The sequence below is a fragment of the Frigoribacterium sp. PvP121 genome, from assembly GCF_017833115.1.
Lineage (GTDB): Bacteria > Actinomycetota > Actinomycetes > Actinomycetales > Microbacteriaceae > Frigoribacterium > Frigoribacterium endophyticum.
Window position 1 is genome coordinate 1,548,804 of sequence record NZ_JAFIBR010000001.1, and the last position, 26,325, is coordinate 1,575,128.

The following is a 26,325-nucleotide window of genomic DNA, read 5'->3' on the forward strand; positions in this document are numbered from 1 at the left end:
ATCCCCTCGTGGTGCTCAGCTCGATCTTAGGATGGCCTGATGGTCACCACTCTCCCCACCACGGCGATCCTCGGCGCCGGGTCCATGGGCGGCGCGATCCTCGCGGGTCTGCTCTCGCCGGAGGTCGTCGTCGAGGGCGGCGTCCGCGTCACGAACCGCACCGAGGCGAAGGCCGTCGCGCTCCGCCGCGGCCCGGTCACCTCGTTCGCGACCGAGACCGACCCGACCGCCAACGCCTCGGCGGTCGTCGGGGCGTCGGTCGTGCTGGTCGGCGTCAAGCCCGGCATGGTCGTCGACCTCCTCCGCGAGATCGGCCCGGCGCTCGAGCCCGGCACCGTCATCGTCAGCCTCGCCGCGGGAGTCACGACCGCCACGATGGAGGCGGCGTTGCCCGAGCACGTGCCCGTGCTGCGGTCGATGCCCAACACGCCCGCCGTGGTGGGCCTCGCCGTCACGGGCCTGGCCGCCGGCTCGCGCTCGTCCGAGGCCGACCTCGCGCTGGCCCGACGGGTCTTCGAGGTCGTCGGCGACGTCGTCGTCGTCCCCGAGGAGCAGATCGACGCCCTCAGCACGATCTCCGGCTCGGGCCCGGCCTACGTCTTCTACCTGATCGAGCAGCTGCAGGAGGCGGCGGTCGCGCTGGGCTTCACGCCCGCCCAGGCGGCCACGCTCGTCCAGGGCACGTTCCGCGGGGCGAGCGAGCTGCTCGCCGCGAGCGACCTGCTGCCGGCCGACGAGGCCCCGGCGGAGCTGCGTCGTCGCGTGACGAGCCCGGGCGGCACCACCGAGCGGGCGGTCGCCGAGCTCGCCGACGGCGGCCTGCGCGAGCTGTTCGAGCGTGCGACCCAGGCCGCGCTGGCCCGCAACCGGGAGATCGCGGCCGGGAGCTGAGCCCTGCCGCCCCCGGTGGCTGGCGGCGACGAGTCGACCCGCTCGTCCTCCGCGACGCGGCTCAGCTGTCGAGGGCCGCGAACCGCTCGATCGCCCGGCTGTCGCCGGAGACGATGATGAGGTCGTGGTCGCTGATGACCGTCTCGGGCGTCGCCTCCTCGAACGCGCCTCCCGGGCTCTTCACGCCGACGATGGTGATGCCGTACTTCTTGCGGATGTTCGAGCTCGCCAGCGAGGCGCCCCGCACCGGCTTCGGCGGGTACATCTTGACGATCGCGAAGGCGTCGTCGAACTCGATGTAGTCGAGCATGCGGCCGGAGACGAGGTGCGCGACGCGCTCGCCGGCCTCGCGCTCCGGGTAGATCACGTGGTTCGCGCCGATGCGGGCCAGGATCTTGCCGTGCGACTGGCTGATCGCCTTCGCCCAGATCTGCGGCACCTTCAGATCGACGAGGTTCGCGGTGATCAGCACGCTCGCCTCGATCGACGAGCCGACGGCGACGACCGCGATCGAGAAGTCCTGGGCACCGATCTGCTTGAGCGCGTCGATGCTGCGGGCGTCGGCCTGCACCGCGTGGGTGACCCGGTCGGCCCACTTCTGCACGAGGCCCGCGTCGGTGTCGACCGCGAGCACGTCCCTGTCCTGTCGCTCGAGCTGGCCGGCGGTGGCGGCGCCGAAGCGGCCGAGGCCGATGACGAGCACCGGGGCGTCGTGCTTGATCTTGTCAACCAACGATCGGTCGCTCCTCGGCTCGCGTGAACAGCTGGCGTCGCTGGCTGGCGGCCAGGGCGACGGAGAGTGTCACTGTACCAACGCGGCCCATCCACATCGTGACGGCGAGGATGTACTTGCCGGAGTCGGGGAGGCGGTCGGTCAGCCCCGTCGACAGCCCCGAGGTGGCGAAGGCCGAGATCGACTCGAACAGCACGTGGTCGAGGGGCTCCTTCGTGATGTGCATGATCAGGATGCTCGACACGGCGACGATCGTCGCGCCCCAGAGCACCACGCTGACCGACAGGCGGAGGACGTCGCTCGGGATCCGGCGGCCGAACGCCTCCATCGAGCGGTTGCCCCGGGCCTCGGCGAACGCGGCGAGGAAGAGCACGGCCAGCGTCGTCACCTTGATGCCGCCGGCCGTCGACGCCGACCCGCCGCCGATGAACATGAGCATGTCGGTGACGAGCAGCGACGATCCGTTGAGTTCGGAGATGTCGATCGTCGCGAAGCCGCCCGACCTCGTCATCGTGCTGAGGAAGAGCGACTGGAAGATCGTCGGCCCGGCCGCGATGTCGCCGAAGGTCTCCGGGTTGTCGAACTCGAGCACGATGTAGAGGACGGTGCCCGCCAGGAGCAGGACGCCGCTCGTCACCAGCGTCAGCTTGACGTGGACCGACCAGCGGCGCGGGTTGCGCGGGTTGCGGGCCAGGGCGTAGATGACGGGGAACCCGATGCTGCCGAGGAAGACCCCGACCATGATCAGCGACAAGAACCAGTAGTCGCCGGCGAACGGGGCGAGCCCGTCGGCGTTCGGCGTGAAGCCCGTGTTCGTGAAGGCCATCGCCGAGTAGTAGAAGCTGTCGAGCACCGCGTCGCCGAGGGGGATCCCGTCGAGCAGCACGCGCGGGATCAGCAGCAGCGCGATGACGGTCTGGATCACTGCCGAGCTGAGCGCGACGGTGGCGAGCAGCCCGCCCACCTCGCCCAGCCGCACGGCCTGGCCCTCGGGCACCGGGCCCGCGTGCACGCGCAGCGGGTTGCTGTCGGAGGCGGCCATCAGCCGGGCGCGGAGGCCCAGCTTCCGCGAGACCACCAGCCCCATGATCGACGCGAGCGTCAGCACGCCGATGGCGCCGATCTGCACCCCGATGAAGATGACCACGTGCCCGAACAGCGACCAGTGCGTGGCCATGTCGACGGTGGCGAGCCCGGTGACGCAGATGACCGACACGGCCGTGAAGAGGGAGTCGGCCAGCGGCGTCCTGCTGCCCTCGGCCGACGAGACCGGCAGCGAGAACACCAGCGTGAAGACGACGATGAGGCCGGTGAAGATCATGATGGCGAAGCGGGCCGGCGAGTGCCGCCCGATGTCGTCGATCCACTCGGAGAGCCGCGCGAAGGGGGTGCGGGGGTCTCGACGGGGCAGGCGCCGATCGGCGACGGAGGGGCGCGACACGGTCGTCATGGTACTCGGGGGCCGTGGTCGTTACTGTGGCTGCATGCCCGACATCTTCAGCGTGATCGCCGACGGGACGCGCCGCGACCTCCTGAGGGTGCTGCTCGACGCGCACGTCTCCGCCGACTCGGCCACCGGCGACGTCAGCGTCGGCGAGATGGTCACGGCCCTCGGGCTCAGCCAGCCGACGGTGTCGAAGCACCTCCGCGTGCTCCGCGACGCCGGGCTCGTGCACGTGCGTGAGGTCGGCCAGCACCGCTACTACGGCATCGAGACCGTCCCGCTCGAGACCGTCGAGGACTGGCTCATCCCCTTCCTCGGCGCGGGCGCCGCGGACGAGCTCGACGGGGTCGCCTCCGGGGCGTTCGCCGCGTGGGCAGGCGTCGCGATGCCGGCGCCCATCCGCCGGGCGGCCGAGAACCTCCCCGACGCGGGCGACGTCGGGAGCACGCTGGGCCGGGCCGTCGCGGACGCCCAGCACCGCGCCTCCTCGGCCCTCCACGACGCGCAGAGCGCGCTCGACGAGCGGGTCATCGAGCCGGTGCGCAAGCGCCTCGGCCGCTGACGACCGATCCGTTGCACGGGGTCGGCCACGCCCCTAGAGTGGCCACGACCCGGGAGCTGCCGCTGCCGGTGCCCGACGACGAAGGTGGACCCGTGGCGCACGACCTGTCAGACGTGAGGTTCCTCACGGTGGCCGAGGTGGCCGACATGATGCGCGTGTCGCGGATGACCGTGTACCGCATGGTGCACTCCGGCGAGCTGCCCGCGATCCGTTTCGGCCGCTCGTTCCGGGTGCCCGAGTCCGCCGTCGCGGCCGTCCTGCAGATCGGCGTCGCCGACGTCGGCTGACGCCACTTCGACATTCGGGTCCGGCCCTTGTAGACTGCCCCGAGGTATTTTTCCGCGGTTCTGTTTCGGACCCGGTTGTTCCGATCCAGTCCAATCAGCGAGGTCCACATGGGTTCTGTCATCAAGAAGCGTCGCAAGCGCATGGCGAAGAAGAAGCACCGCAAGCTGCTCCGCAAGACGCGCCACCAGCGTCGCAACAAGAAGTAGCCGCCAGGCTCCGCGTGCCCCTGACCGTTCCGGTCAGGGGCCGCTTTCTTTTGTCGGCTCCTTCGGTGCCCATGGCGCCCTGCCGGGCGCGGGGCCCTGCCGGGCGCGGCCCTGCGGGCCAGCTGCCGACGCCGTAGCTTCCTGCTTCCCCTCCTTGCTGCTGCTCCTGCTTCGTCGTTGGTGACAGCAAATGCCGACCGATCTGCAGCCTGATCATGTCTAGGGCGTGGATTCTCCTGTATCAGGAGGCCGTGTGTCGGCAATTGCGACAGAGGGGGGCGGGGAGAGGGCAGCGGGGAGCGGGGCGGGACGCCACCCCGGGATGCGCGGAGGCGGGGGCCGGTAGGGTCGGGGCGTGAGTGCTCCCCGCCTGTCCCTGCTGACGAAGCCCGGCTGCCACCTGTGCGACGACGCCCGCACCGCCCTCGACGCTGTGCTCGCCGAGCCCGAGTTCGCAGCCCTCGACCTCGGCTACGTCGAGACGAACATCCTCGACGACGCCGCCCTCCGCGACGAGTACGCGGAGGAGATCCCCGTCGTCCTCATCGACGACCGGGTCCACACCATCTGGCGCGTCGAGCCCGACCGCCTGCGCACCGCGCTGCGCAAGGCCGTCCTCTGACCAGCTGACGCCCGGCGCCGCTGCCCTGGCCGGCGTCGGCACGCCGTCGCTCGTCGGCACGCCGCCGCTCGACGGCACGCCGCCGCTCGGCGGAACGACGCCGGGCCCGGTGAGATCGCTCTCACCGGGCCCGGCGTCGTCGTGCGGGGGAGACCTACGGCGTGAGGCGCGTCGGCCCGCGGAACAGGTACGTCACCTCGCGGAGGTTCGGCTGGTGCAGCATCAGCATCAGCACGCGCGCCAGGCCCATGCCGAAGCCACCGTGCGACGGGGCGCCGTAGCGGAAGAAGTCGAGGTAGCCGCCGAGCTCCTCCGGCTTCATGCCCTTCTCGCGGATCTGCGCCTCGAGCACCTCGACGCGGTGCTCGCGCTGCGCGCCCGTGGTGATCTCCGTGCCGTTGTAGATGAGGTCGTAGCTCTTCGTGAGCTGCGGGTCGTCGTCGTGGCGCATGTGGTAGAACGGCCGGATCGACGCGTCGTAGTCGGTGAGGAAGACGAAGTCGTGGTCGAACGTCTCCTTCACGTAGGCGGCGATCTGGCGCTCGCCCTCCGGGTCCATGTCGGCGTCGGCACGGGGCACGACGTAGCCGCGGTCGGCCACGATCTGCTTCGCCTCGGCCAGGGGGATGCGCGGGAACGGCGTCGTGGGCACGGTCACCTCGACGTCGAAGAGGTCCTTGATCTCGGCGCCGTGCTTCTCGACGACGGCCGTGAACGCGGCGACCAGGAGCTCCTCCTGCATCTGCATGATGTCCTCGTGGGAGTCGACGTAGCTGATCTCGGCGTCGACGCTGGTGTACTCGGTCGCGTGCCGCGAGGTGAACGACGGGTCGGCGCGGAAGACCGGGGCGATCTCGAAGATCTTGCCGAAGCCCGCCGACTGCGCCATCTGCTTGAAGAACTGGGGGCTCTGGGCGAGGAAGGCGCTGCCCTCGAAGTAGTCGACCTTGAAGAGCTCGGCGTTCGACTCGCTGGCCGACGCCATGATCTTCGGCGTGTGGATCTCGATGTAGCCGCGCTCGACCCAGTAGGTGCGCATGGCGTGCTCGAAGGTCGTCTGCACCCGGAAGATGAGGGCGTTGCGCGGCACGCGCAGGTCGAGGAAGCGCCAGTCCATGCGCTTGTCGATGCCGCTGTCGGCGGCGATCGGGGTCTCGGGGTCGGCGAGGCTGTCGACGACGAGGGTGTCGATCTTCACCTCGATGCCGCCGAGCTTGACCCGCTCGTCGTGCTTGAGCTGGCCCGTCACGGTGACGAAGCTGCCCTGCGACAGGCCGGAGATCGCGTCGGCGACCTCGTCGGTCTCGCCCGCCTCGGCGAGGACGTCGGCCGCGGTGCGCGGGCGGACGAGCTGGACGGCGCCGGACTCGTCGCGGAGGACGACGAACTGCACCTTCTTCTGGTCACGGACCGTGTCGACCCAGCCCGCCACCGTGACGGTGCCGTCGGGGAGGGGAGCGAGGTCGTTGATGAGGGTGCGTTCGATCACGAGGCCCGAGTTTACCGTGCGCGGGCGGCCCTGCGGGCCCCGCACCGCGCCTCCTGTGGGTCTCCCCGGTGGGAGGTGTGCGCCGGGCCCCGACCTAGACTGGGGCGCATGCCCGCCCAGCAGATCCACCTCGTGCGCCACGGCGAGGTGCAGAACCCCGACCACGTCCTCTACGGCCGACTCGAGGGCTTCGGGCTCAGCGAGCTCGGCCACCGCATGGCCGCCTCGTCGGCCGCGATGCTGCAGGCGCAGGGCGCCCCGGTGGCCGCGATCGTCGCCAGCCCGCTGCAGCGCACGCGCGAGAGCGCCGCGCCGTGGGCCGAGGCCTTCGACCTGCCGGTGCAGGTCGACGAGCGCCTCATCGAGCCGACCAACAAGTACGAGGGGCGGCGGAGCGACTTCACGGTCGCGAAGCAGCTGGCCGTGCCCGCCGAGTGGCCGTGGATCGTCAACCCGCTGAAGCCGAGCTGGGGCGAGGCCTACGTCAGCATCGCCGCCCGCATGCTCGCCGCGGTCGACGAGGCCTGGTCGAGCGTCGACGCCGGCGACGTCGTCCTGGTCAGCCACCAGCTGCCGATCTGGATGGTGCACCGCAGCGTCACCGGCGCGCGCCTCTTCCACGACCCCCGTCGTCGCCGGTGCTCGCTGTCGAGCGTGACGACCCTCGAGCGTCGCGGCGACCGCTTCGTCGAGGTGGGCTATCAGGATCCCGCGGCAGACTTGCTCGCGAACGCCGTCGACCTGGGAGCAGTGTGACCACCCGAGCACCGTCCGACGGAGCCTCCGCGGCCCCGTCCACCGTCCGTCCGTCCCTGCGCCGGCGCACCGTCCGCGGCCTCGCCGCGGCGGCGGTGCTGGCCCTCGCCCTCGCCGGCTGCACGTCGGCGAACGACGGGCTCGCCCAGCAGTACGCCGACGGCGGCACCGAGAACTACATCTCCGGCGAGGGCACCGTCAAGGAGGTCCCCGCCGACGAGCGACGCGACCCGGTCGAGTTCAGCGCGACCACCGACGCCGGCGACGAGATCTCGCGCTCCGACCTCGACGGCCAGGTCGTCGTGCTCAACTTCTGGTACGCCAGCTGCCCGCCCTGCCGCCAGGAGGCGCCCGACCTGCAGCAGCTCAGCCAGGAGCACGAGGGCGACGGCGTGCAGTTCCTCGGCGTGAACGTGCGCGACCAGGCCAAGACGTCGCTCGCCTTCGCCGAGAAGTTCGGCGTCACCTACCCCTCGGTCGTCGACACCAACGACGGCACCGTGCAGCTCGCGCTGGCGGGCACCATCGCCCCGAACTCCGTGCCGACGACGATCGTGCTCGACAAGCAGGGCCGCATCGCCGCGCGCATCCTGGGCGGGCTGCAGGGCCCCAGCATCCTCGACCAGCTGATCAAAGACGCCGTCGCCGAGCAGGCCTAGGTGTACCAGGGCAATCCCTTCTTCGACGCGGTCGCCGGCGGGCAGCTGGCCGTCGCGCTGCCCGTGGCGGTGCTGGCGGGCCTGATCTCGTTCCTGTCGCCCTGCGTCCTCCCGCTCGTGCCCGGCTACCTCGGCTACGTCGGCGGCCTGACCGGCGGCGCCCGCGACGACGCCGGCCGTGCCCGCGACCGTCGCCGCGTCGTGATCGGCGTGCTGCTCTTCATCGCCGGCTTCTCCGTCGTGTTCGTCGGGGCGAACCTCGCCTTCGGCGCCGTCGGCTTCTGGCTGATCCAGTGGCGCGAGCTGATCGTGCGCGTGATGGGGCTCGTCGTGATCGCGCTCGGCCTCGTCTTCATCGGCCAGTTCACGGTGCTGCAGCGCACCCTCAAGCCGGGCTTCACCCCGGCGACCGGCCTCGCCGGCGCCCCGCTGCTCGGCATCGTGTTCGGCCTGGGCTGGACCCCGTGCGTCGGGCCCACGCTCGCCGCCATCACGGCGATGTCGCTGAACACCGGGTCGGTCGGCCAGAGCGTGCTGCTCGGCGTGGCCTACTGCGTCGGCCTCGGCGTGCCCTTCCTGCTCGTCGCCCTCGGCCTCGGCTGGGCGTCGCGCTCCATCTCGTTCGTCAAGCGGCACATCCGCGTCGTCAACATCGTCGGAGGTTCCGTCCTGGTGGTCATCGGTCTTCTCATGGTCACCGGGCTCTGGTCCGCGCTGATGTCCGAGGTCGGGGCGGTGATCGCGGGCTATGGCACGATCGTCTGACCGAGCGCCCGGCGCGACCGGCACCCCCGACGCCGTCGACAGCACCGAGGTCACCGACGGCTCCGACGCCGTCGGCGACCCGCTGAGGCCGAGCGACCACTACGACTCGGTCGCCCCCGCCGAGCCCGCCGCCGGCGACACGGCCGCGTCCTCCGGTGGCGACCGCGACGGCGGGGTCACGAACCCACGCCTCGGCCTGGTCGGCTACCTGCGCTTCTTCTGGCGCCAGCTGACGAGCATGAAGACCGCGCTCTTCCTCCTCATGCTGCTCGCGGTGGCGGCGATCCCCGGCTCGCTCGTGCCGCAGCGCACCTCCGACCCGAACGGTGTGGTGCAGTACCGGGCCGACCACCCCGACCTCTTCCCCGTGCTCGACAAGCTCGGCGTCTTCGACACCTACTCGTCGCCGTGGTTCTCCGCCGTCTACCTGCTGCTGTTCATCTCGCTGATCGGCTGCATCATCCCGCGCACGAAGCACCACTTCGAGGCGCTCCGGGCCCGCCCGCCGCGGACTCCCGCGCGGCTCTCCCGCCTCGCCGGCTACCGCTCCGTCACGCTGGAGGCCGGCGAGGGAGGCGCGTCGGGCGTCGATCTCGACCCCGCCGCCGCCGTCACGGCGGCCCGGGCCCAGCTGAAGCGCGCCGGCTACCGCACCGAGGTCTTCGGCGACTCGGTCAGCGCCGAGCGCGGCTACCTCCGCGAGACCGGCAACCTCGTCTTCCACTCGGCGCTCGTCGGGGTGCTCCTCACCGTCGGCGTCGGCGGGGGGTTCGGCTACACCGGCCAGCGCGTGATCGTCGAGGGCCAGACCTTCACGAACGCGCTCGTGTCGTACGACTCGTTCAACCCCGGCCGGTGGTTCAGCGACTCGCAGCTGTCGCCGTACAACATCACCCTCGACAAGTTCCGCACGACGTACGAGGAGACCAACACCGACGCGCTCGGGCAGCCGACCGACTACACGGCCGACGTCACGACCCGCACGCAGGGCGGCGACCCGCGCTCCACGCAGATCAAGGTCAACAGCCCGCTCGCCATCGGCGGCTCGACGGTCTACCTGCTCGGCAACGGCTACGCGGTCGACGTGACCGTCACGGCACCTGACGGCAGCGAACCGTTCACCGACACGATCCCCTTCCTCCCGCAGGACGCGAACCTGACGTCGCAGGGGGTCATCAAGGTGCCGGACGGCCTCTCCGAGCAGGTCGGCATGATCGGCTTCTTCTACCCGTCCGCGGTCGAGACCGGCGACGGTTCGGGCATCCTCGCCTCCAGCTACCCCGACCTCCTCAACCCGGTCCTGAGCCTCAACGTCTACGACGGCGACCTCGCGCTCGACGACGGCGTGCCGCAGTCGGTCTACTCGCTGAAGACCGACGACATGACCGAGATCGCCGGCGCGGGGGCGGAGAACGGCCAGAAGGCCCTCCAGCTGACCCCGGGCGAGACGGTCGACCTGCCGAACGGCCTCGGCACGATCACCTTCAACGACGTGAAGCGCTTCGCGTCGCTCGACGTCCACCACGACCCCTCGCAGGTGTGGGTGCTGCTCTTCGCCGTGCTCACCTTCGGCGGCCTGCTCACGGCCCTCTTCGTGCCGCGTCGCCGCGTCTGGGTCACGGCCACGGCCACCGGCGCCGGCCTCCGGCTCGAGTACGCGGGCCTCGCCCGCGGCGAGGACCCGACGCTCGACCGGGCCGTCGGCGAGGTCGCCCGCACGCACCTCACGACCCTCGGCGTGCCCGCCGAGGCGGCGAAGGCGGCGTCGCGCCCCGGCTCGACGTCGAACGACACGGGGCCCTCCGCGCCCCGCGGCGGACGTAGGATCACTCCGTGACCGCCGACCTCGCCTACTACTCGCTCGTCGCCGTCTACTCGGCGATGGCGATCTACACGATCTCCTTCGTGACCTTCGCCCTCGACCTGGCGAAGCGCTCCGGCGACGCCCAGCAGGCCGCCTCGGCCGTCGCCGTCCCGGCCGCCCCGGTGGGGTCGTCGGGCGGCACGCTCCGCAAGGGCGCCGGCGGGGGCAGCACCATCGTGCTCGACCGTGCCGACACCGTCACCGGCGGTGCCGACGTGCCCGGCGCCTCCGGCGGTCGTCGCGCCTCGAAGTTCGAGCGCGTCGCCACGTCGCTGCTCGTGCTGGGCCTGCTCGTGCACGTCGCCTCGGTCGTCATGCGCGGCGTCGCCGCGGGCCGCGTGCCGTGGGCCAACATGTTCGAGTTCTCGCTGACCGGCACCGCGATCATCGTCGGCGTCTACCTGGTCGTGAAGCTGTTCGTCGACATCTCGTACCTCGGCGCCTACGTCACCGGGCTCAACCTCATCCTGCTGGCCATCGGCACCGTCAACTACTACGTCGCCGTCTCGCCGCTGCAGCCCGCGCTGCAGTCCGCGTGGCTGGTCATCCACGTGCTCGTGGCCATCCTCGGCACGGGCTTCTTCGCGATCGCGGCCGGCCTCTCCGTCGCGCAGCTGATCCAGACCAAGCGCGAGCAGGCGAAGCTCGCGAACCTCCGGTTCATGGACACCCTGCCCGCGGCCGACCGCCTGGAGGACCTGGCGTACCGGGTGGCCCTCGTCGGCTTCGTGCTCTGGACCTTCACCCTCATCGCCGGCGCCGTCTGGGCTGAGCGCGCCTGGGGGCGCTACTGGGGCTGGGACACCAAGGAGGTCTGGACCTTCATCATCTGGGTGCTCTACGCCGGCTACATCCACGCCCGGGCGACGCGCGGCTGGCGCGGCGCCCGCTCGTCGTGGCTGTCGATCATCGGCTTCGCGGCCGTCATGTTCAACTTCTCGATCGTCAACGTCTTCTTCAAGGGCCTGCACGCCTACTCGGGCCTCTGAACCCGTCGGTCGGCCCTGAGCGGGCCGGCCCCCGCGGCCCTCAGGAGTCGCGGGTCGCGGAGAGCACGTCGTGGCAGGCCCGCAGACGGTCCCGCCACCATCGCTGCCTCTCGTCGGGGGCGGCGTGCTCGCGCAGCAGGTCGCGGTCGACCTCCACCCGGCGCACCTCGATCGCCCCGTCGACCGGGAGCAGCGGCTGCCGCGTCACGTCGGCGGCGAGCAGCGCGGCCGTGCCGAGCCCGCAGTCGTGCTCGAGCCCGGGCAGCGCCGCCGCGAGGTGGGCGCCGGTGCTGAGGCCGACGGAGGTGTCGAGGGCGCTCGAGACGACGACGGGCAGGCCCGCCGCCTCGACGACCTCGAGGGCCGCGCGGATCCCGCCGAGCGGCTGGGCCTTGATCACCAGCAGGTCCGCGGCGCCCGCCCGGGCGACCGCCAGGGGGTCGTCGGCCCGACGCACGCTCTCGTCGGCCGCGACCAGGGTCCCGAGGCCGGCCGTGCGGCGTCGCAGCTCGGCGAGCTCGGGCACCGTGGCGCAGGGCTGCTCCGCGTACTCCAGGGCGTACGGAGCCAGCGCGAGCAGCGCCTCCTCGGCCTCGTCGACCGACCAGCCGCCGTTGGCGTCGATCCGCACGCGGCCGTCGGGGCCGACGTGGCGGCGGGCGGCGGCGACGCGGGCGACGTCGTCCGCCAGCGTCTGGGTGCGGTCGGCGACCTTGACCTTCACCGTCCGGCAGCCGGGGAAGCGCGCGAGCACGCCCGCGACCTCGTCGGGGCCGACGGCCGGCAGGGTCGCGTTCACGCGCACGGTGTCGACCCGGGCGACGTGCGGTGCCCCCCAGCCGAAGTCGACGGAGGCGGCGAGCCAGGTGGCCGCCTCGGCGGGGAGGTACTCGACGAACGGGCTGAACTCCGTCCAGCCGCGCGGCCCCTCGACGAGGAGGGCCTCGCGCACGACGATGCCGCGGAACCGCGTCCGCAGCGGGAGGGCCACCACGTGGGCGCCGTCGAGCAGCTCGTCGACGGGCGGGAGGAGGGCGGATCTGGCACTCGGCACGTCTCCAGTGTGTCACCGGGCGGGCCGCTAGGGTCGGGCACCATGGCCGTTCCCGAGACCGACCCGACCGATCCCCGCGACCCCGGCGCGCGCCCCGAGCAGCCGGTCACCGCCGCCGGCGACGACGGCCTCGCCGTGTTCGACGAGGCCACCCACGACGAGGCCGCCCAGCCGGCCCGCAGCCGACGGCTCGGCGTCGTCACCCTCGGTCTCGGCCTGCTCCTCCTGGCGCTCGACGGCCTGGCCGTCGGCCTCCTCGCCGCCGACCTCGTCACCGCCGCGGCCTCGATCGCGCTCGTCACGATGCTCGCGTCGGTCGTCGTGGGCGTCGTCGCGCTCGTCGCCGTGGCGCTCCGCCGCGGTCGGTGGCCGGGCGTCGCCGCCGTGCTGGTCTGCGTGCTCGCGAACCCGTTCGTCTTCGTCTACCTGCTGGGCCGCGCGCTGCCGCAGTTCTAGGCCCGTCGAGCCGGGGACGCGGCCGTCGCGGAGGGCCCGTTCCCGGCCGGGCCCTGCTCCGAGCGCAGGCCCCGCGCGAGGCCCCGTCCCTGCCGCCGGTCGTAGGCTGGCGACCATGCGCGACACCGTCTCCGACCTCTTCGACCCGACCGAGTGGCGCGAGGTGCCCGGCTTCGCCGACCTCACCGACGTCACCTACCACCTCGACGTCGAGGGCCGCGTGGCGCGGGTCGCCATCGACCGCCCCGAGGTCCGCAACGCCTTCCGGCCGCGCACGGTCGACGAGCTGTACCGCACGCTCGACCACGCCCGGCAGCAGAGCCGGGTCGGCGTCGTGCTGCTGACCGGCAACGGACCCAGCGCGAAGGACGGCGGCTGGGCCTTCTGCAGCGGTGGTGACCAGCGGATCCGCGGCCGCGACGGCTACAAGGCCGAGGGCGACGAGGCGAACGTGGCCGACCTCGCCTCGGCCGGCCGCCTCCACATCCTCGAGGTGCAGCGGCTGATCCGCTTCATGCCCAAGGTGGTCATCGCGGTGGTGCCCGGCTGGGCCGCGGGCGGCGGCCACTCGCTGCACGTCGTCTGCGACCTCACGATCGCCAGCCGCGAGCACGGCCGGTTCAAGCAGACCGACGCTGACGTCGGCTCGTTCGACGCCGGCTACGGCAGCGCCTACTTCGCGAAGCAGATCGGCCAGAAGCTCGCCCGCGAGGTGTTCTTCCTCGCCGAGGAGTACAGCGCCGACCGTGCGCACGAGATGGGCGCGGTCAACCGCGTCGTGCCCCACGCCGACCTCGAGAAGGAGGCGCTGGCGATGGCCCGCGTCGTGCTCACGAAGTCGCCCACCGCGATCCGCATGCTCAAGTTCGCCTTCAACGCGACCGACGACGGCATCGTGGGCCAGCAGGTCTTCGCGGGCGAGGCGACGCGCCTGGCGTACGGCACCGACGAGGCCGTCGAGGGCCGCGACTCCTTCCTCGAGAAGCGCGAGCCCGACTGGTCGCCGTTCCCGTGGCAGTACTGAGGGCGCCGGGGCCGGGGAGGCGCGGAGCATGACCCGGCCCCTGGTCGCGGTCGACGCCCGCTCGCCCGAGCGCGTCCTGCTCGCGCTGCGGGCGGCGCTCGCGTGCGGCCCCGCCGTCGCCCCGCGGACGGACGACGTCGTGCCCGCCGACCTGCCGGCGACCGTGCCGGTGCCGGTCGCCCTCGTCATCGAGACGAGCGGCTCGAGCGGCCGGCCCAAGCGGATCGCGCTCGGCACCGACGCGCTCCTGGCCGGCGCGGCCGCCGCCGACGGGGCGCTGGGCGGGCCGGGGCAGTGGCTCCTCGCCCTCCCCGCGCACTACGTCGCCGGCACCAACGTGCTCGTGCGCTCGATCGCCGCCGGCACCGAGCCGGAGCTGCTCGCGCCCGGCCACTTCGACGCCGCGGACTTCGCGCGGGCGGCCGCCCGCCTCACGCACCCCGTGCGGTACACCTCGCTCGTCCCCGCGCAGCTGGTGACCGCGCTCGACGCCGCCGAGCACGACGAGGGCGTCGCCGCGGCGCTCCGCGGCTTCACGGCCGTCCTGGTGGGCGGGCAGGCGACGCCGGCCTCCGTCGTCGACCGGGCCCGCGCCTCCGGCGTCCGCGTGGTGCGCACCTACGGGTCGAGCGAGACGAGCGGCGGCTGCGTGTACGACGGCCGGCCCGTGGGGCAGGCCCGCGTGGCCGTCGTGGACGGCCAGGTCGAGCTCTCCGGCCCGTCGCTCGCCGAGGGCTACCTCGACGACGAGGCCCGGACGGCCGCCGCGTTCGTCGAGCGCGACGGGCGGCGCTGGTACCGCACGGGCGACGCGGGCACGGTGAGCGACGAGGGCCTCCTCACGGTGACCGGGCGCCTCGACGACGTCGTGGTCTCGGGCGGCGAGAAGGTGTCGCTCGGGGCCGTCGAGAGGGTCGTCCGCGAGCTGCCGGGCTGGGCCGGCGCCGTCGTCGTCCGGTCGGTGCACGAGCGCTGGGGCGAGGTCCCGGTCGTCGTGCGCGCGGGGGAGGGCCCGGAGGGCGGCTCGCTGGCCGAGCTCCGTGCGGCCGTGGTGGCCGAGGCGGGCCGCGCCGCGGCGCCCGACCGGGTCGTCGTCGTCGAGCGGCTGCCCCTGCTGCCGAGCGGCAAGCCCGACCGGCTCGCGCTCGAGCGCCTCGTCGCGCCCTGACCGCGCCGGGGGCGGGAACTACACTCGTCGGGTGGCCAAGACGACGACATCCAGGACGAAGCGCAGCGGACGACCGGGCGGCCGCCCGGGGAAGCAGCCCGCACGTCGGGTCACGGCCCGCGACTGGATCGGCGGGGCCCGGCTCCGCACCCTGCCGCTCGCCGTCGCGCCCGTCGCCCTCGGCACCGGCGTCGCCCGCGCGAACGGCGACTGGGACCTGCTCCTCGCCCTCCTCTGCCTCGCCGTGGCGGTCTTCCTCCAGGTCGGCGTCAACTACTCGAACGACTACTCCGACGGCATCCGCGGCACCGACGAGTTCCGGGTCGGGCCCGCCCGCCTGACGGGCTCGGGCGCGGTCCGGCCCCGCACCGTGCTGCGCGTCGCCCTCGTCTCGTTCGCCGTCGCCGCGGTCGCCGGCGTCGCGGTCGTCGTGCTCACGCAGCAGTGGTGGATGCTGGCGGTCGGCGCCGCCGCCGTGGTCGCCGCCTGGTTCTACACCGGGGGCAAGCGGCCCTACGGCTACAACGCGCTCGGCGAGGTGTTCGTCTTCGTCTTCTTCGGGCTCGTGGCGACGGTCGGCACGACCTTCGTGCAGCTCGGGCGGTTCCCCGCCGACGCCTGGGTCGCGGGCGTCTCCGCCGGGCTCTTCGCCTGCGCGGTGCTGATGGTCAACAACATCCGCGACATCCCCCAGGACCGCGCGGCCGGCAAGCGCACCCTGGCGGTCGTCGTCGGCGACCCGGTGGCCCGCGCGCTCTACGCGTCGTTCCTGCTGTTGCCGTTCCTCATCCTCGTGTACTTCGGCTTCCTGTACTTCCACGCGCCGTACGTGTACTTCACGCTGCTGACGGCCGTGCCCGCAGCCGTCATCGGAGTCACGGGCAAGACCCCGAAGGAGCTGATCCTCGCCCTGCAGCTGGCGTCGCTCACGGCGCTCCTGTACGGGCTGGCCCTCGCCGCCGTGCTGTTCGCCTAGGCGCTGCGGCCGGGGCCCTCGGGCCGGTCGTCCGCCGGGCGCGATCCGGCGTCGTCGGCGGCGGTCGGGTCGGCGGCATGGGCCTCGGCCTCCGCCAGGCGGGCGTCCTGCTCGGCGAGGTCGTCGTCCTCCGCGAGCGTGTCGCGGTCGAGCGGCTCCGGCCGCGAGCGGCGGTCGGCCAGCTCGAGGGCGACCTGCCGTCGCAGGCCGGCGAAGAAGATGTACGAGACGCAGAACGCCACCACCGCCGCGAGCAGCGTCGCGAGGTAGGGGTTCGGCAGCAGCAGCACGAACAGCACCAGCGCCACGAGGAAGATGCCGAGGCGCAGGACCGTGTACTTGACCCAGGGTTTCACGCGCTGATCCTAACCGCGGCCGCCGGTGCGCCCGCCGTGGGCCGCTCGGCGGCACCGGGCGCCGCGTGCCCAGCCGACCCCCGGGAGCGACGCCTATGATCGTCGCCATGGTCAAGTTCTGGGTGGTGGCGATCGTCGCAGCGTCGGCGTTCGTGATCTACGCCCTCGTCGACTGCCTCTTCGCGGAGTCGAGCCGGTTCCGGGCGCTGAACAAGCCGCTCTGGGCGGCGATCATCGTCCTGCTGCCCGTCGTCGGCGCCGTCCTCTGGTTCCTGCTCGGCCGGGCCCGCAAGGCAGGCCGGGGCCCGCAGCGCCGGTTCATCGCCCCCGACGACGACCCCGACTTCTCCGGCCGCTCGGCCGCCACGGTGACCGACCTCGACCGGGAGACCACCGACGAGCGCATCCGACGCCTCGAGCAGGAGCTCTCCGAGCTCGACAACGACGACAAGACCGGCACGGCCTGAGGCCGTGAGCACCGACTCCTCGGGCTCCGCGGTGCCCGACGACCACGACGCCGACCAGGGCGAGGCCGAGGCCGACACCGACGTGTCCGCCGGATGGCCCGCCGACGACGCCGGCAGCGGCACCGACCGCGGGCTCGGCGCGGAACGCTCCGGCAGCGTCGCCACCGACTACGCCGTCGCGCTGCTCGCCGCGCTCGTCGACGCGGGCGTGCACGAGCTCGTCCTCAGCCCCGGCTCGCGGTCGCAGGCCCTGGCGCTCGCGGCCGCCGAGTTCGAGCGGGCGGGCCGCCTCCGCCTCCGCGTGCGGATCGACGAGCGGAGCGCCGGCTTCACCGCCCTCGGCCTCGCCGTCGAGACCGGCCGGCCGACCGCGGTCGTGACGACCTCCGGCACGGCCGTGGCGAACCTCCACCCGGCCGTCCTGGAGGCCCACCACTCCGGGGTGCCGCTCGTCCTCCTCACCGCCGACCGGCCGGTCGAGCTGCGGGGCGTCGGCAGCAACCAGACGACCGTGCAGCCCGGTCTCTTCGGCCCGGCCGTCCCGTGGGTGCGCGACGTCGAGGCGCCGTCCGAGGGCGACGTCGACGTCGAGGCCGTCCGTCGCTTGGCCCGGGCGGCGGTCGCGGCCTCGCTCGGGGCCGGCGGCGACGACGGCCGCGACACTCCCGGCCCCGTCCAGCTGAACGTCGCGCTGCGCGAGCCGCTCTCGGCGGCCGTGACGACGCTGCCCGCAGCCCGCCCGGCCGAGGTGGCCCCCGCCTCCCCGGGGCCCGCCCACCGGATCTCCGTCGACGACGACCCGGCCACGGTGGTCGTGGCGGGGCACGACGCGGGGCCCGACGCGGAGCGCCTCGCCCGCGAGCTCGGTGCCCCCCTCGTGGCGGAGGTCTCGAGCGGGGCGCACTTCGGTCCGAACCTCGCCCTCGGGTGGCGCACGCTGCTCGCCGACCCGGAGTTCGGCGGGCTCGTCCGCCGCGTGGTGGTCGTCGGCCACCCGACCCTGACCCGTCAGGTGCCCGCCCTGCTGGGGCGCCGCGACGTCGAGGTCGTCGTCGTCCGCGGCCGCACCGCCGACGCCTACGACCCCAGCCGCCGCGCGACCGTGGTCGCCGCCGTCGAGGTCGCCGCCGGTGGGGGAGGCGCCCCCGACGACCGTGCCCACCGGGCCTGGGTGGGCCGTTGGGTGCACGCCGGCCGCGCGCTCGTCGGCGACCCGGAGCAGGCGCCCGACCTCGACGCCGCGACGAGCGACGACGCCTCGGTGCGGGCGGAGTTCCTCCGCGGCGAGGTGCAGCTGCTGCGCCGCGGGGTCACGCGACGGGCCCTGGCCGAGACGCTCTGGCGCGTCACCTGGCCGCACGACCGCCTCGTGCTCGGCGCCTCGCGGCTCATCCGCGAGGTCGACGAGGTCGTGCCCGGCAAGAAGGTGCCCGTCCACGCGAACCGCGGCCTCGCCGGCATCGACGGCACCGTCGCGACCGCGACCGGAATCGCCCTCGCGAGCCAGCTCGACGAGTCGCGGCCCGGCGTGACGCGCGTGCTGCTCGGCGACCTCACCCTGCTGCACGACGTCGGCTCGCTCCTCTTCGGCGACGGCGAGGTGCGCCCCCGCCTGCAGGTCGTCGTGGGCAACGACGGCGGCGGCACGATCTTCGACGGCCTCGAGGTGTCGGCGACGGCGCCCGCCGACGCGATGACCCGGGTCCAGTTCACCCCGCAGAGCGTCGCGCTCGCCCCGCTGGCCGCCGCCTACGGCTGGCACCACGTGCGGGCCGCGACCCGGGCCGAGCTCGACCAGGCGCTGGCCCGCCGCTGGGACGGCCCGGTGCTGATCGAGGTCCCGCTCGCGCGGTGAGGCCCGGCGGTCGGCGACCCTGCCCCGCCTCGGCGGTCGGCCCGCGACTCCGCCCGGCCCCCGCCGGCCCGCCGCACGTAGGCTCGGCCGCATGGCCACCACCTGGACGTCCGAGCCCGCCGAGATCCTCCGTGCGGGCACCGACTTCGCCCTCGCCGACGTCGACCCCCGGTCGACGCCGGGGTTCGCGGGCGACAAGGGCTACGCGCGGCAGGTGCTCGAGTCCGGCCGGGAGGCGCTGAGCGACCTCCAGGAGCGCCTCTTCGCCAGCAGCCGGACGGGCGGCGACCAGGGCTCCGTCCTCCTCGTGCTGCAGGGCACCGACACCTCGGGCAAGGGCGGCGTCGTCCGTCACGTCGTGGGGTCGGTCGACCCGCAGGGCGTCGCCCACCACGCGTTCAAGCAGCCCACCGAGGAGGAGCTCGCGCACGACTTCCTCTGGCGCGTGCGCCGTGAGCTGCCCGGCCCCGGCATGATCGGCGTCTTCGACCGCTCGCACTACGAGGACGTGCTGATCGGCAAGGTGCGTCGCCTCGCGTCGCCCGAGGAGGTCGAGCAGCGCTACGACGACATCGTCGCCTTCGAGCGCGAGCTGGTGGAGTCGGGCACGACGATCGTCAAGGTCATGCTGCACATCTCGCGCGACGAGCAGGGCGAGCGGCTGCGAGCCCGTCTCGACGACCCGGAGAAGCACTGGAAGTACGTGCCCGGCGACCTCGACGACCGCCTGCTCTGGTCGGACTACCAGGAGGCGTACGAGACGGCCATCCGGCGCACGAGCACGGAGGCGGCGCCGTGGTTCGTCGTGCCCGCCGACCGCAAGTGGTACGCGCGCGTCGCCGTGCAGCGCCTGCTGACGGCGGCGCTGAGGGCGCGCGACCCGCGCTGGCCGGCCGCGCCGTACGACGTCGAGCTGGAGAAGGTGCGGCTCGCCTCGACGTGATCCGCCGCCGGAGCGCCCTCGGGGGCACTCCGTCAGGAGGCGCGGCTCCGGAGGGCGTCGCCGGTTCCCTTGGGCAGTCGGAGGCCCTCCGGCAGGCTGACGAGGGCGAGCGCCGCGAGCACGACGAGCGCCACCTGGTACCCGGTGGCCGGGTCGGAGCCGCCGTCGGCGGACGCCGCGAGGTCGGCGAGGCGGACGGCGAGGGCGGTCACGGCGACCCCGAGGCCGACGGCGAGCTGGCTCGTGATGGACGCGATGGCGTTCGCCGGGCCGATCATCGGCGCGGGCACGTCGGCGAACTGCAGGGTGTTGTAGGCAGTGAAGCCCACCGAGCGGAACACGCCGCTCAGCAGCAGCACCGCCGCGACCAGCACCGGCGAGTCGTCGGGCCGCACGAGCGCCGTCGCGACGAAGGTCGCGGCGAGCCCGACGGTCGCGACGACGATGATCGGCACGACCCGGAAGCGGTGCAGCAGGGGAGTGGTGAGCGGCTTGACGGCGAGGTTGCCGACGAAGACCCACATCAGCATCACGCCGGCCTCGACCGGCGACCAGCCGAAGCCGTCCTGCAGCAGCAGGGGCACGACGAACGGCACGCCGTTGACGACCGCGCGGTAGAGCGAGCCGCTGAGGTTCGTCACGCGGAACGAGCCGATGCGGAACGCCGCCAGGTCGAGCAGCGGGTGCCGTGCGCGCCGGAACCACCGCACGGCCGCCACGCCCGCGAGCAGCGCGACGACCACGAGGGCCGCCCCGAGGGCGACCGTCGACGGGGCGCCCAGCAGGTCGAAGGCCACCACCAGCGAGACGATCGACGTCACGACGAGCAGCAGGCCGACCACGTCGAGAGGCTGGGGGTCGCCCGGCTCCGGGCTCGGCACGACCCGCCACGCGACGACGAGGAGGGCGACTCCGACCGGCACGTTGACGAGGAAGACCCACTGCCAGCCGAGGTGCTCCGTCAGCAGCCCGCCGATCAGCGGGGCGACGACGGGGGCGACGAGCGCCGGCCAGGTCAGGTAGGCGATGGCGCGGATGAGCTCGGACTTCTCCGTGCTGCGGAGCACGATCAGCCGCCCGATCGGCACCATCATGCTGCCGGCGAGCCCCTGCACCACGCGCGACGCCGTCAGCGAGACGAGGTCGCCGCTCAGCGCGCAGGCCACCGACGCCAGCGTGAAGAGCACCACGGCGGCGAGGAACACCCGTCGGGCGCCCCACCGCTCCGCGAGCCAGGCGCCGAGCGGGATGAACGCGGCGACGGCGACGAGGTAGCCCGTGACGGCGATGCCGAGCTGCGCGGGCTGCACTCGGAAGTCTGCCGCGACGGAGGCGGTGGCCGTCGACAGGATCGTGGCGTCGAGGTTCTCCATGAAGAAGGCCGCTGCGACCACGAGCGCGACCGGTCGCGACCAGCCCTGGCCGGCCCGCGCCTCCCCGGCTCCGGCCCCCCGCGGAGCGTCCTGCCCCGCGCCCCCTCGCGCCCCCGGCGACGTCACTGCGAGAACGCCTGCACGACGGGCTGGAACTTCATGGTGGTCTCGGCGACCTCGCGCTCGGGGACGGACTCGGCCACGACGCCGGCGCCGGCGAAGGCGCGCACCTCGCCCGTGGGTGAGACGTGGGCGCAGCGCAGGGCGATCGCCCACTCGCCGTCGCCGTCGGCGCCGACCCAGCCGACGGGCCCGGCGTAGCGGCCGCGGTCGAACGGCTCGAGCTCGCGGATCAGCGCGAGCGCCTCGCGGGTCGGCGTGCCGGCCACGGCGGCCGTGGGGTGCAGCGAGTCGATCAGGTCGAGCGAGCTCGACCCGTCGGTCAGGCGCCCGCGCACGTCGCTCGCCAGGTGCCAGAGGTTGGGCAGCTTGAGGGTGAACGGCTGCTCGCCCGTCACGACGTCGGTGGCGTGCGGGCCGAGCGAGAGCAGCAGGCTGCGGAGCGCGAAGGCGTGCTCGTCGAGGTCCTTGGGCGAGGTCGCCAGGGCGTGGGCGGCGCGCTCGTCGCTCACGGCGTCGACGCCCCGGGCGGCGCTGCCCGCGAGCACGCGCGCCGAGACCTCGCCGCGCTCCGAGCGCACGAGGGTCTCGGGGCTCGCGCCGATCAGCCCGTCGACCGCGAAGGCGTAGCAGTCCGGGTAGGCGGTGAGCAGCGTGGCGGCGACGAGGCGCAGGTCGGCCTCGGGCGGCAGCTGCCCGACGAGGTCGCGGGCGAGCACCACCTTGCTGACGTCGCCGGCGCTGATGGCGTCGACGGCCCGGGCGACGGCGTCGGCGTAGCCCGCGGCCGACAGCTCGCCCTCCCGCAGGCGGAGGCGCACCGAGGCCCCCACGGGCGTGCCCGCGGGCAGCTCGGCCCCGTCGACGCGGGTGATCCACGCGACGCCGTCACGACGGCCGATGACGATGCTCGGCACGATCAGCACGCTCGTGTCGGCGGACTCGTCGTCGAAGGCGAACGAGCCGAAGGCGATCAGGCCGGTGCCCGGCACGCGGACCTCGTCGTCGACGGTCGCTCGGCCGGCCAGCTCGCGCCAGGCGGCCGCCGCGTCGCGCATGCGCGAGGGGCCGGAGAACTCGAGCCGGACGGCCTCGCCGATGCCGGCCATGCCGGCGCCGCCGCGCACGAACACGAGCGGCGACCTGCGGTCGACGACGTCGAGCAGGGGGCTGATGTGGTCGATCTGGGTGGTGCGGACGGAGAGGGACGGGACGCGCGGCGACGGGAGATCCACCGCGTCAGCCTACTCGGGCAGCGCCCAGTGCATGCCGGTAGGATCCACCATCGTGACCAAGGCCGATATGAACAAGCAGCCCAGCGAGGTCGCGTCCATGTTCGACGGCGTCGCCCAGCACTACGACCGCACGAACGACGTGCTCTCCGCGGGCAACGCCGTCCTGTGGCGCGTCGCGACCGTGAAGGCCATCGGCGCGGGCCCGGCCGACAAGGTCCTCGACATCGCCGCCGGCACCGGGACGAGCTCCGTCGCCATCGCGCGCCGCGGGGCCGAGGTGATCGCGCTCGACTTCTCTCACGGCATGGTCGAGGTCGGTCGCCAGCGCCACCCCGAGATCGAGTTCGTCGAGGGCGACGCCGAGTCGCTGCCCTTCGACGACGACACCTTCGACGCCGTCACAATCTCGTTCGGCCTCCGCAACGTCAACCGGCCGAAGGTCGCGCTCGCCGAGATGCACCGGGTGCTCAAGCCCGGCGGCCGCCTCGTCGTGTGCGAGTTCTCGACGCCGCCGTTCGGCCTGCTCCGCGCGGCGTACCACGCGTACCTCCGCGTCGGGCTGCCCCTGATCTCCAAGGTCACCAGCAGCAACAGCCCCGCCTACTCCTACCTCGCCGAGTCGATCGAGAAGTGGCCCGAGCAGCAGGTGCTCAGCCAGTGGCTGCGCGGCGCCGGCTTCACGCGGGTCGCGCACCGGAACCTGAGCGCGGGCATCGTGGCCCTGCACCGGGGTCGCAAGCCCTCCTCGACGCCCTCGCGCGCCTCCTCGTCCTCGACGGCGAAGTAACCGACCCACGCCGGTCCTGCCCGACCAGACGACAAGGTGACCCCCATGAACCCGAGCGTGCCGCTGACCCGCAACTCCCTGAGCGCGAGCCTCGGCCTCGGCGAGAAGCTCTTCGCCTCGCCCGCCGAGCGCCGCTTCGTCGCGGCCGTCGACGACGGCCTCGAGCTGGTCGAGTCCGGCCTGCTCCGCGAGATCGCCTTCGCGGACGAGATCGCCGACGCGACGACCCGCTACCTGCTCGCCGCCGGCGGCAAGCGCGTCCGGCCCACGCTGACGCTCCTCATCGCCCAGCTCGGCGAGGGGGCGACCCCCGGCATCGTCGCCTCGGCGCAGGCGACGGAGATCACGCACCTGGCGTCGCTCTACCACGACGACGTCATGGACGAAGCGCAGATGCGCCGGGGCGTGCCGAGCGCCCAGACGGTCTGGGGCAACAACGTCGCCATCCTCAGCGGCGACCTGCTCTTCGCCCGCGCCAGCACCATCGTCTCGGGCCTCGGCCAGGAGGCGATCCTGCTGCAGGCCGAGACGTTCGAGCGCCTCTGCCTCGGCCAGCTGCACGAGACGATCGGGCCGAAGGCCGACGACGACCCCATCGCCCACTACATCGACGTGCTGGCCGACAAGACCGGGTCGCTCATCTCGACGGCCGCCCGCGCCGGAGTGATGTTCTCCGGTGCTCCCCGCGAGTACCTCGAGCCCGTCGCGACCTTCGGCGAGAAGATCGGCATCGCGTTCCAGCTGATCGACGACGTCATCGACCTCTCCGACCCCGCCGACCACACCGGCAAGGCCGCCGGCACCGACCTCCGGGCCGGCGTCGTCACCCTGCCGCTCCTGTACCTCCGCAAGGAGGCGCAGACCGACATGGAGGCCGCGGCCCTGCTCGGCCTCATCGAGCGCGTCGTCGAGGTCACCCAGGCCGACGACGACGAGGCGCCCCGCGTCGACGAGGAGGCGTTCGCCGACATCGTTCGCCAGCTCCGCGAGCACGAGGTCACCGAGCGCACCCGGCTCGAGGCGCACCGCTGGGCGAACGAGGCCCTCGAGGCGCTGGCGCCCCTGCCGTCCGGGCCCGTCAAGAAGGCACTGACCCGGTTCGCCGACCGGGTGGTCGAGCGCTCCGCCTGACGGGCACCGCGCCTCCCGGGGCCTCGGCTCCGAACCACGACAGCACCACCACGACCTGCGGTGCCCCGCACCGACCACCGGCCGGCACCCCCGCGCCACCCACCAGAGGGAGAACCCCCGTGACCACCTTGCGTCTGGCCATCGTCGGCGCCGGCCCCGCCGGCATCTACGCCGCCGACATCCTGCTCAAGGCCGAGAAGGCCTTCGACGTGTCGATCGACCTCTTCGAGCAGCTGCCCGCGCCGTACGGCCTCGTCCGCTACGGCGTCGCCCCCGACCACCCCCGCATCAAGGGCATCGTCAACGCGCTGCGCGACGTGCTCGACAGCGGCGACATCCGCGTCTTCGGCAACGTCCGCTACGGCGTCGACATCACCCTCGACGACCTCAAGGCGCACTACAACGCCGTCATCTTCTCGACCGGCGCCATCAAGGACGCCGACCTCGACGTGCCCGGCATCGACCTCGAGGGCAGCTACGGCGCCGCCGACTTCGTCAGCTGGTTCGACGGCCACCCCGACTTCCCGCGCACGTGGCCGCTCGACGCGCAGTCGGTCGCCGTCGTGGGCGTCGGCAACGTCGCCCTCGACGTGTCGCGCATCCTCGCGAAGCACGCCGACGACCTGCTGCCGACCGAGATCCCCGACAACGTCTACGAGGGGCTCAAGCAGTCGTCGATCACCGACGTGCACGTCTTCGGGCGCCGGGGGCCGGCGCAGGTGAAGTTCACCCCGCTCGAGCTCCGCGAGCTCGGCGAGGTGCGCGACGTCGACATGATCGTCCACGACGAGGACTTCGACCACGACGAGGCGTCGAAGACCGCCATCGCGACGAACAAGCAGGTCTTCGTCATCGACAAGGTGCTGAACCAGTGGCGCCAGCGCGAGGTCGGCACGGCGTCGCGCCGCCTGCACCTGCACTTCTACGCCAAGCCCGTGGAGGTCGTCGGCGACGAGCAGGGCCGCGTCGCGGCCTTCCGGTACGAGCGCACCCGGCCCGACGGCCAGGGCGGCGTCGAGGGCACCGGCGAGATCCGCGACGTGCCCGTGCAGGCGATCTACCGCGCCGTCGGCTACTTCGGCTCGCCGCTCGACGGCATCCCCTTCGACGAGCGTCGCGGCGTGATCCCGAACCACGAGGGCCAGGTGATGGACGACGAGAACCAGATCGTCCCCGGCGTCTACGCCACCGGCTGGATCAAGCGCGGGCCGGTCGGCCTCATCGGGCACACGAAGTCCGACGCGATGGAGACCGTGAAGCACGTCATCAACGACCAGGCGAGCTGGTGGCAGCCCGGCGACCCCTCCGAGGAGGCGATGCCGGCCCTGCTCGAGCAGCGCGGAGTGGCCTACACCGACCTCGAGGGCTGGCACCGACTCGACGAGCACGAGCAGGCGCTCGGCTCGGCGCACGAGCACGAGCGGGCGCGCGTCAAGGTCGTGCCTCGCGACGAGATGGTGCGCGTCTCGCGGGCCGTGGAGTCCGCCGACGCGTAGGCGACCCGCCCTGTCGACCTCGACCGCGCCTCCGGCGCCTTCCCCTCGCGGGGCGGGCCGGGGGCGCGTCGTCGTCCGTGGGGGAGGCGCGGGCCGAGGTCGGCCGTCGCCGCTAAGCTGACCGTCATGGCAGACAGCTCCTTCGACGTGGTCAGCAAGGTCGACAAGATGGAGGCGGACAACGCCCTCCACCAGGCACAGAAGGAGATCGAGCAGCGCTACGACTTCAAGAACGTCGGCGCCTCGGTCGACTGGAGCGGCGAGAAGCTCCTCCTCAAGGCCTCTACGGAGGAGCGCGTCAAGGCCGTCCTCGACGTGCTCGAGTCGAAGTTCATCAAGCGCAGCATCAGCCTGAAGCACCTCGACGTGGGCGAGCCGTTCGCGAGCGGCAAGGAGTACCGCATCGAGGCCGCCCTCAAGGAGGGCATCGAGCAGGAGCACGCGAAGAAGATCGGCAAGATCATCCGCGACGAGGCCCCGAAGAGCGTCAAGAGCCAGATCCAGGGCGACGAGCTGCGCGTGACGTCGAAGAGCCGTGACGACCTCCAGGCCACGATGGCGTTGCTGAAGAAGGCCGACCTCGACGTCGACCTGCAGTTCGTCAACTTCCGCTAGC

28 protein-coding genes are annotated in these 26,325 nt (G+C 73.1%); 21 read left to right on the forward strand and 7 right to left on the reverse strand.

Features of this window, described 5'->3' with window-relative positions; all coding sequences use genetic code 11:
• Positions 1-39 precede the first annotated feature (39 nt).
• Positions 40-891 carry a pyrroline-5-carboxylate reductase gene (gene proC, locus JOE43_RS07245; protein ID WP_209516464.1) on the forward strand — a complete coding sequence of 284 codons (852 nt, stop codon included), beginning with the start codon at positions 40-42 and terminating at the stop codon, positions 889-891.
• A gap of 61 nt (positions 892-952) precedes the next feature.
• On the opposite strand, the gene JOE43_RS07250 is transcribed toward proC, so the two are convergent.
• Positions 953-1,624: a TrkA family potassium uptake protein gene (locus tag JOE43_RS07250; protein WP_056052929.1), complete on the reverse strand. Its 672-nt coding sequence runs from the start codon at positions 1,622-1,624 to the stop codon at positions 953-955.
• Entirely contained in the window at positions 1,617-2,987 is a 1,371-nt protein-coding gene (locus tag JOE43_RS07255) for a potassium transporter TrkG (protein WP_307803423.1), read from the reverse strand. Before JOE43_RS07255 ends, JOE43_RS07250 begins: the two co-directional genes overlap by 8 nt.
• 121 nt (positions 2,988-3,108) lie before the next feature.
• Between JOE43_RS07255 and JOE43_RS07260 the strand changes: the two genes are divergently transcribed.
• The 4 genes from JOE43_RS07260 (at position 3,109) to JOE43_RS07275 (ending at position 4,746) form a co-directional block, all read left to right on the forward strand.
• The gene (locus tag JOE43_RS07260; protein WP_209516472.1) at positions 3,109-3,630 is read left to right on the forward strand and encodes a helix-turn-helix transcriptional regulator; all 522 of its coding nucleotides are present in this window, start codon (positions 3,109-3,111) and stop codon (positions 3,628-3,630) included.
• Between the two features lie 92 nt (positions 3,631-3,722).
• Positions 3,723-3,917, forward strand: a complete 195-nt coding sequence (locus tag JOE43_RS15940; protein WP_082514421.1) for a helix-turn-helix domain-containing protein — start codon at positions 3,723-3,725, stop codon at positions 3,915-3,917.
• Between the two features lie 108 nt (positions 3,918-4,025).
• Positions 4,026-4,124 (forward strand): 30S ribosomal protein bS22, encoded by a 99-nt coding sequence (locus JOE43_RS07270; RefSeq protein ID WP_003792170.1) that lies wholly within the window; start codon positions 4,026-4,028, stop codon positions 4,122-4,124.
• A 355-nt stretch (positions 4,125-4,479) separates the two neighbouring features.
• The gene (locus JOE43_RS07275) at positions 4,480-4,746 is read left to right on the forward strand and encodes a glutaredoxin family protein (protein ID WP_209516475.1); all 267 of its coding nucleotides are present in this window, start codon (positions 4,480-4,482) and stop codon (positions 4,744-4,746) included.
• Between the two features lie 154 nt (positions 4,747-4,900).
• On the opposite strand, the gene aspS is transcribed toward JOE43_RS07275, so the two are convergent.
• Positions 4,901-6,235 (reverse strand): aspartate--tRNA(Asn) ligase, encoded by a 1,335-nt coding sequence (aspS, locus tag JOE43_RS07280; protein WP_209516478.1) that lies wholly within the window; start codon positions 6,233-6,235, stop codon positions 4,901-4,903.
• Positions 6,236-6,343: 108 nt separating this feature from the next.
• On the opposite strand from aspS, the gene JOE43_RS07285 reads away from it, so the two are divergent.
• From JOE43_RS07285 to ccsB, 5 genes are read left to right on the forward strand one after another with little or no spacing between them, the layout of a single operon-like run.
• Positions 6,344-6,991, forward strand: coding sequence for a histidine phosphatase family protein (locus JOE43_RS07285; RefSeq protein ID WP_209516480.1), 648 nt, complete (start codon positions 6,344-6,346; stop codon positions 6,989-6,991).
• On the forward strand, positions 6,988-7,650 hold the full coding sequence (locus JOE43_RS07290; protein WP_209516484.1) for a TlpA disulfide reductase family protein: 663 nt from the start codon (positions 6,988-6,990) through the stop codon (positions 7,648-7,650). Before JOE43_RS07285 ends, JOE43_RS07290 begins: the two co-directional genes overlap by 4 nt.
• A complete protein-coding gene (locus JOE43_RS07295; protein WP_056052949.1) occupies positions 7,651-8,415 on the forward strand; it encodes a cytochrome c biogenesis CcdA family protein in 765 nt (254 codons plus the stop codon).
• Positions 8,399-10,252, forward strand: coding sequence for a cytochrome c biogenesis protein ResB (locus JOE43_RS07300; RefSeq protein ID WP_209516488.1), 1,854 nt, complete (start codon positions 8,399-8,401; stop codon positions 10,250-10,252). The genes JOE43_RS07295 and JOE43_RS07300 overlap by 17 nt, the downstream gene beginning before the upstream one ends.
• Positions 10,249-11,268, forward strand: a complete 1,020-nt coding sequence (gene ccsB / locus JOE43_RS07305) for a c-type cytochrome biogenesis protein CcsB (protein ID WP_374072902.1) — start codon at positions 10,249-10,251, stop codon at positions 11,266-11,268. Before JOE43_RS07300 ends, ccsB begins: the two co-directional genes overlap by 4 nt.
• Positions 11,269-11,308: 40 nt before the next feature.
• Here the strand turns inward: ccsB and JOE43_RS07310 are convergent, their stop codons facing one another.
• Positions 11,309-12,322 carry an o-succinylbenzoate synthase gene (locus tag JOE43_RS07310; RefSeq protein ID WP_209516491.1) on the reverse strand — a complete coding sequence of 338 codons (1,014 nt, stop codon included), beginning with the start codon at positions 12,320-12,322 and terminating at the stop codon, positions 11,309-11,311.
• A gap of 42 nt (positions 12,323-12,364) precedes the next feature.
• On the opposite strand from JOE43_RS07310, the gene JOE43_RS07315 reads away from it, so the two are divergent.
• The 4 genes from JOE43_RS07315 to JOE43_RS07330 all read left to right on the forward strand — a co-directional run bounded on the left by JOE43_RS07315 (position 12,365) and on the right by JOE43_RS07330 (position 15,946).
• Entirely contained in the window at positions 12,365-12,778 is a 414-nt protein-coding gene (locus JOE43_RS07315) for a hypothetical protein (RefSeq protein ID WP_209516494.1), read from the forward strand.
• A gap of 115 nt (positions 12,779-12,893) precedes the next feature.
• Positions 12,894-13,802, forward strand: coding sequence for a 1,4-dihydroxy-2-naphthoyl-CoA synthase (locus JOE43_RS07320; RefSeq protein WP_209516498.1), 909 nt, complete (start codon positions 12,894-12,896; stop codon positions 13,800-13,802).
• Between the two features lie 28 nt (positions 13,803-13,830).
• Positions 13,831-14,970: an AMP-binding protein gene (locus JOE43_RS07325; protein ID WP_209516500.1), complete on the forward strand. Its 1,140-nt coding sequence runs from the start codon at positions 13,831-13,833 to the stop codon at positions 14,968-14,970.
• A gap of 31 nt (positions 14,971-15,001) precedes the next feature.
• Complete coding sequence (locus tag JOE43_RS07330) at positions 15,002-15,946, forward strand: 1,4-dihydroxy-2-naphthoate polyprenyltransferase (RefSeq protein ID WP_056052963.1); 945 nt, start codon at positions 15,002-15,004, stop codon at positions 15,944-15,946.
• On the opposite strand, the gene JOE43_RS07335 is transcribed toward JOE43_RS07330, so the two are convergent.
• Positions 15,943-16,302 carry a DUF4229 domain-containing protein gene (locus JOE43_RS07335; protein ID WP_209516503.1) on the reverse strand — a complete coding sequence of 120 codons (360 nt, stop codon included), beginning with the start codon at positions 16,300-16,302 and terminating at the stop codon, positions 15,943-15,945. The genes JOE43_RS07330 and JOE43_RS07335 overlap by 4 nt on opposite strands.
• 107 nt (positions 16,303-16,409) lie before the next feature.
• Here JOE43_RS07335 and JOE43_RS07340 point away from each other — a divergent pair, with 107 nt between their 5' ends.
• The 3 genes from JOE43_RS07340 (at position 16,410) to JOE43_RS07350 (ending at position 19,567) form a co-directional block, all read left to right on the forward strand.
• A complete protein-coding gene (locus JOE43_RS07340; protein WP_167258456.1) occupies positions 16,410-16,769 on the forward strand; it encodes a PLD nuclease N-terminal domain-containing protein in 360 nt (119 codons plus the stop codon).
• An 82-nt stretch (positions 16,770-16,851) separates the two neighbouring features.
• On the forward strand, positions 16,852-18,624 hold the full coding sequence (gene menD / locus JOE43_RS07345; protein ID WP_209519128.1) for a 2-succinyl-5-enolpyruvyl-6-hydroxy-3-cyclohexene-1-carboxylic-acid synthase: 1,773 nt from the start codon (positions 16,852-16,854) through the stop codon (positions 18,622-18,624).
• Positions 18,625-18,715: 91 nt separating this feature from the next.
• Entirely contained in the window at positions 18,716-19,567 is an 852-nt protein-coding gene (locus tag JOE43_RS07350) for a PPK2 family polyphosphate kinase (protein ID WP_209516506.1), read from the forward strand.
• 32 nt (positions 19,568-19,599) lie between these two features.
• On the opposite strand, the gene JOE43_RS07355 is transcribed toward JOE43_RS07350, so the two are convergent.
• Together JOE43_RS07355 and JOE43_RS07360 are read right to left on the reverse strand one after the other, a co-directional pair.
• The gene (locus JOE43_RS07355; RefSeq protein ID WP_209516509.1) at positions 19,600-20,961 is read right to left on the reverse strand and encodes an MFS transporter; all 1,362 of its coding nucleotides are present in this window, start codon (positions 20,959-20,961) and stop codon (positions 19,600-19,602) included.
• 101 nt (positions 20,962-21,062) lie between these two features.
• Positions 21,063-22,295 (reverse strand): isochorismate synthase MenF, encoded by a 1,233-nt coding sequence (locus JOE43_RS07360; protein ID WP_209516512.1) that lies wholly within the window; start codon positions 22,293-22,295, stop codon positions 21,063-21,065.
• Positions 22,296-22,347: 52 nt separating this feature from the next.
• Here JOE43_RS07360 and ubiE point away from each other — a divergent pair, with 52 nt between their 5' ends.
• The 4 genes from ubiE to JOE43_RS07380 all read left to right on the forward strand — a co-directional run bounded on the left by ubiE (position 22,348) and on the right by JOE43_RS07380 (position 26,324).
• On the forward strand, positions 22,348-23,082 hold the full coding sequence (gene ubiE, locus JOE43_RS07365) for a bifunctional demethylmenaquinone methyltransferase/2-methoxy-6-polyprenyl-1,4-benzoquinol methylase UbiE (RefSeq protein ID WP_056052980.1): 735 nt from the start codon (positions 22,348-22,350) through the stop codon (positions 23,080-23,082).
• A gap of 45 nt (positions 23,083-23,127) precedes the next feature.
• Positions 23,128-24,213, forward strand: a complete 1,086-nt coding sequence (locus JOE43_RS07370; RefSeq protein WP_167258464.1) for a polyprenyl synthetase family protein — start codon at positions 23,128-23,130, stop codon at positions 24,211-24,213.
• A 119-nt stretch (positions 24,214-24,332) separates the two neighbouring features.
• The gene (locus JOE43_RS07375) at positions 24,333-25,709 is read left to right on the forward strand and encodes an FAD-dependent oxidoreductase (protein WP_209516515.1); all 1,377 of its coding nucleotides are present in this window, start codon (positions 24,333-24,335) and stop codon (positions 25,707-25,709) included.
• A gap of 126 nt (positions 25,710-25,835) precedes the next feature.
• A complete protein-coding gene (locus JOE43_RS07380) occupies positions 25,836-26,324 on the forward strand; it encodes a YajQ family cyclic di-GMP-binding protein (RefSeq protein ID WP_056052987.1) in 489 nt (162 codons plus the stop codon).
• Position 26,325 lies beyond the last annotated feature (1 nt).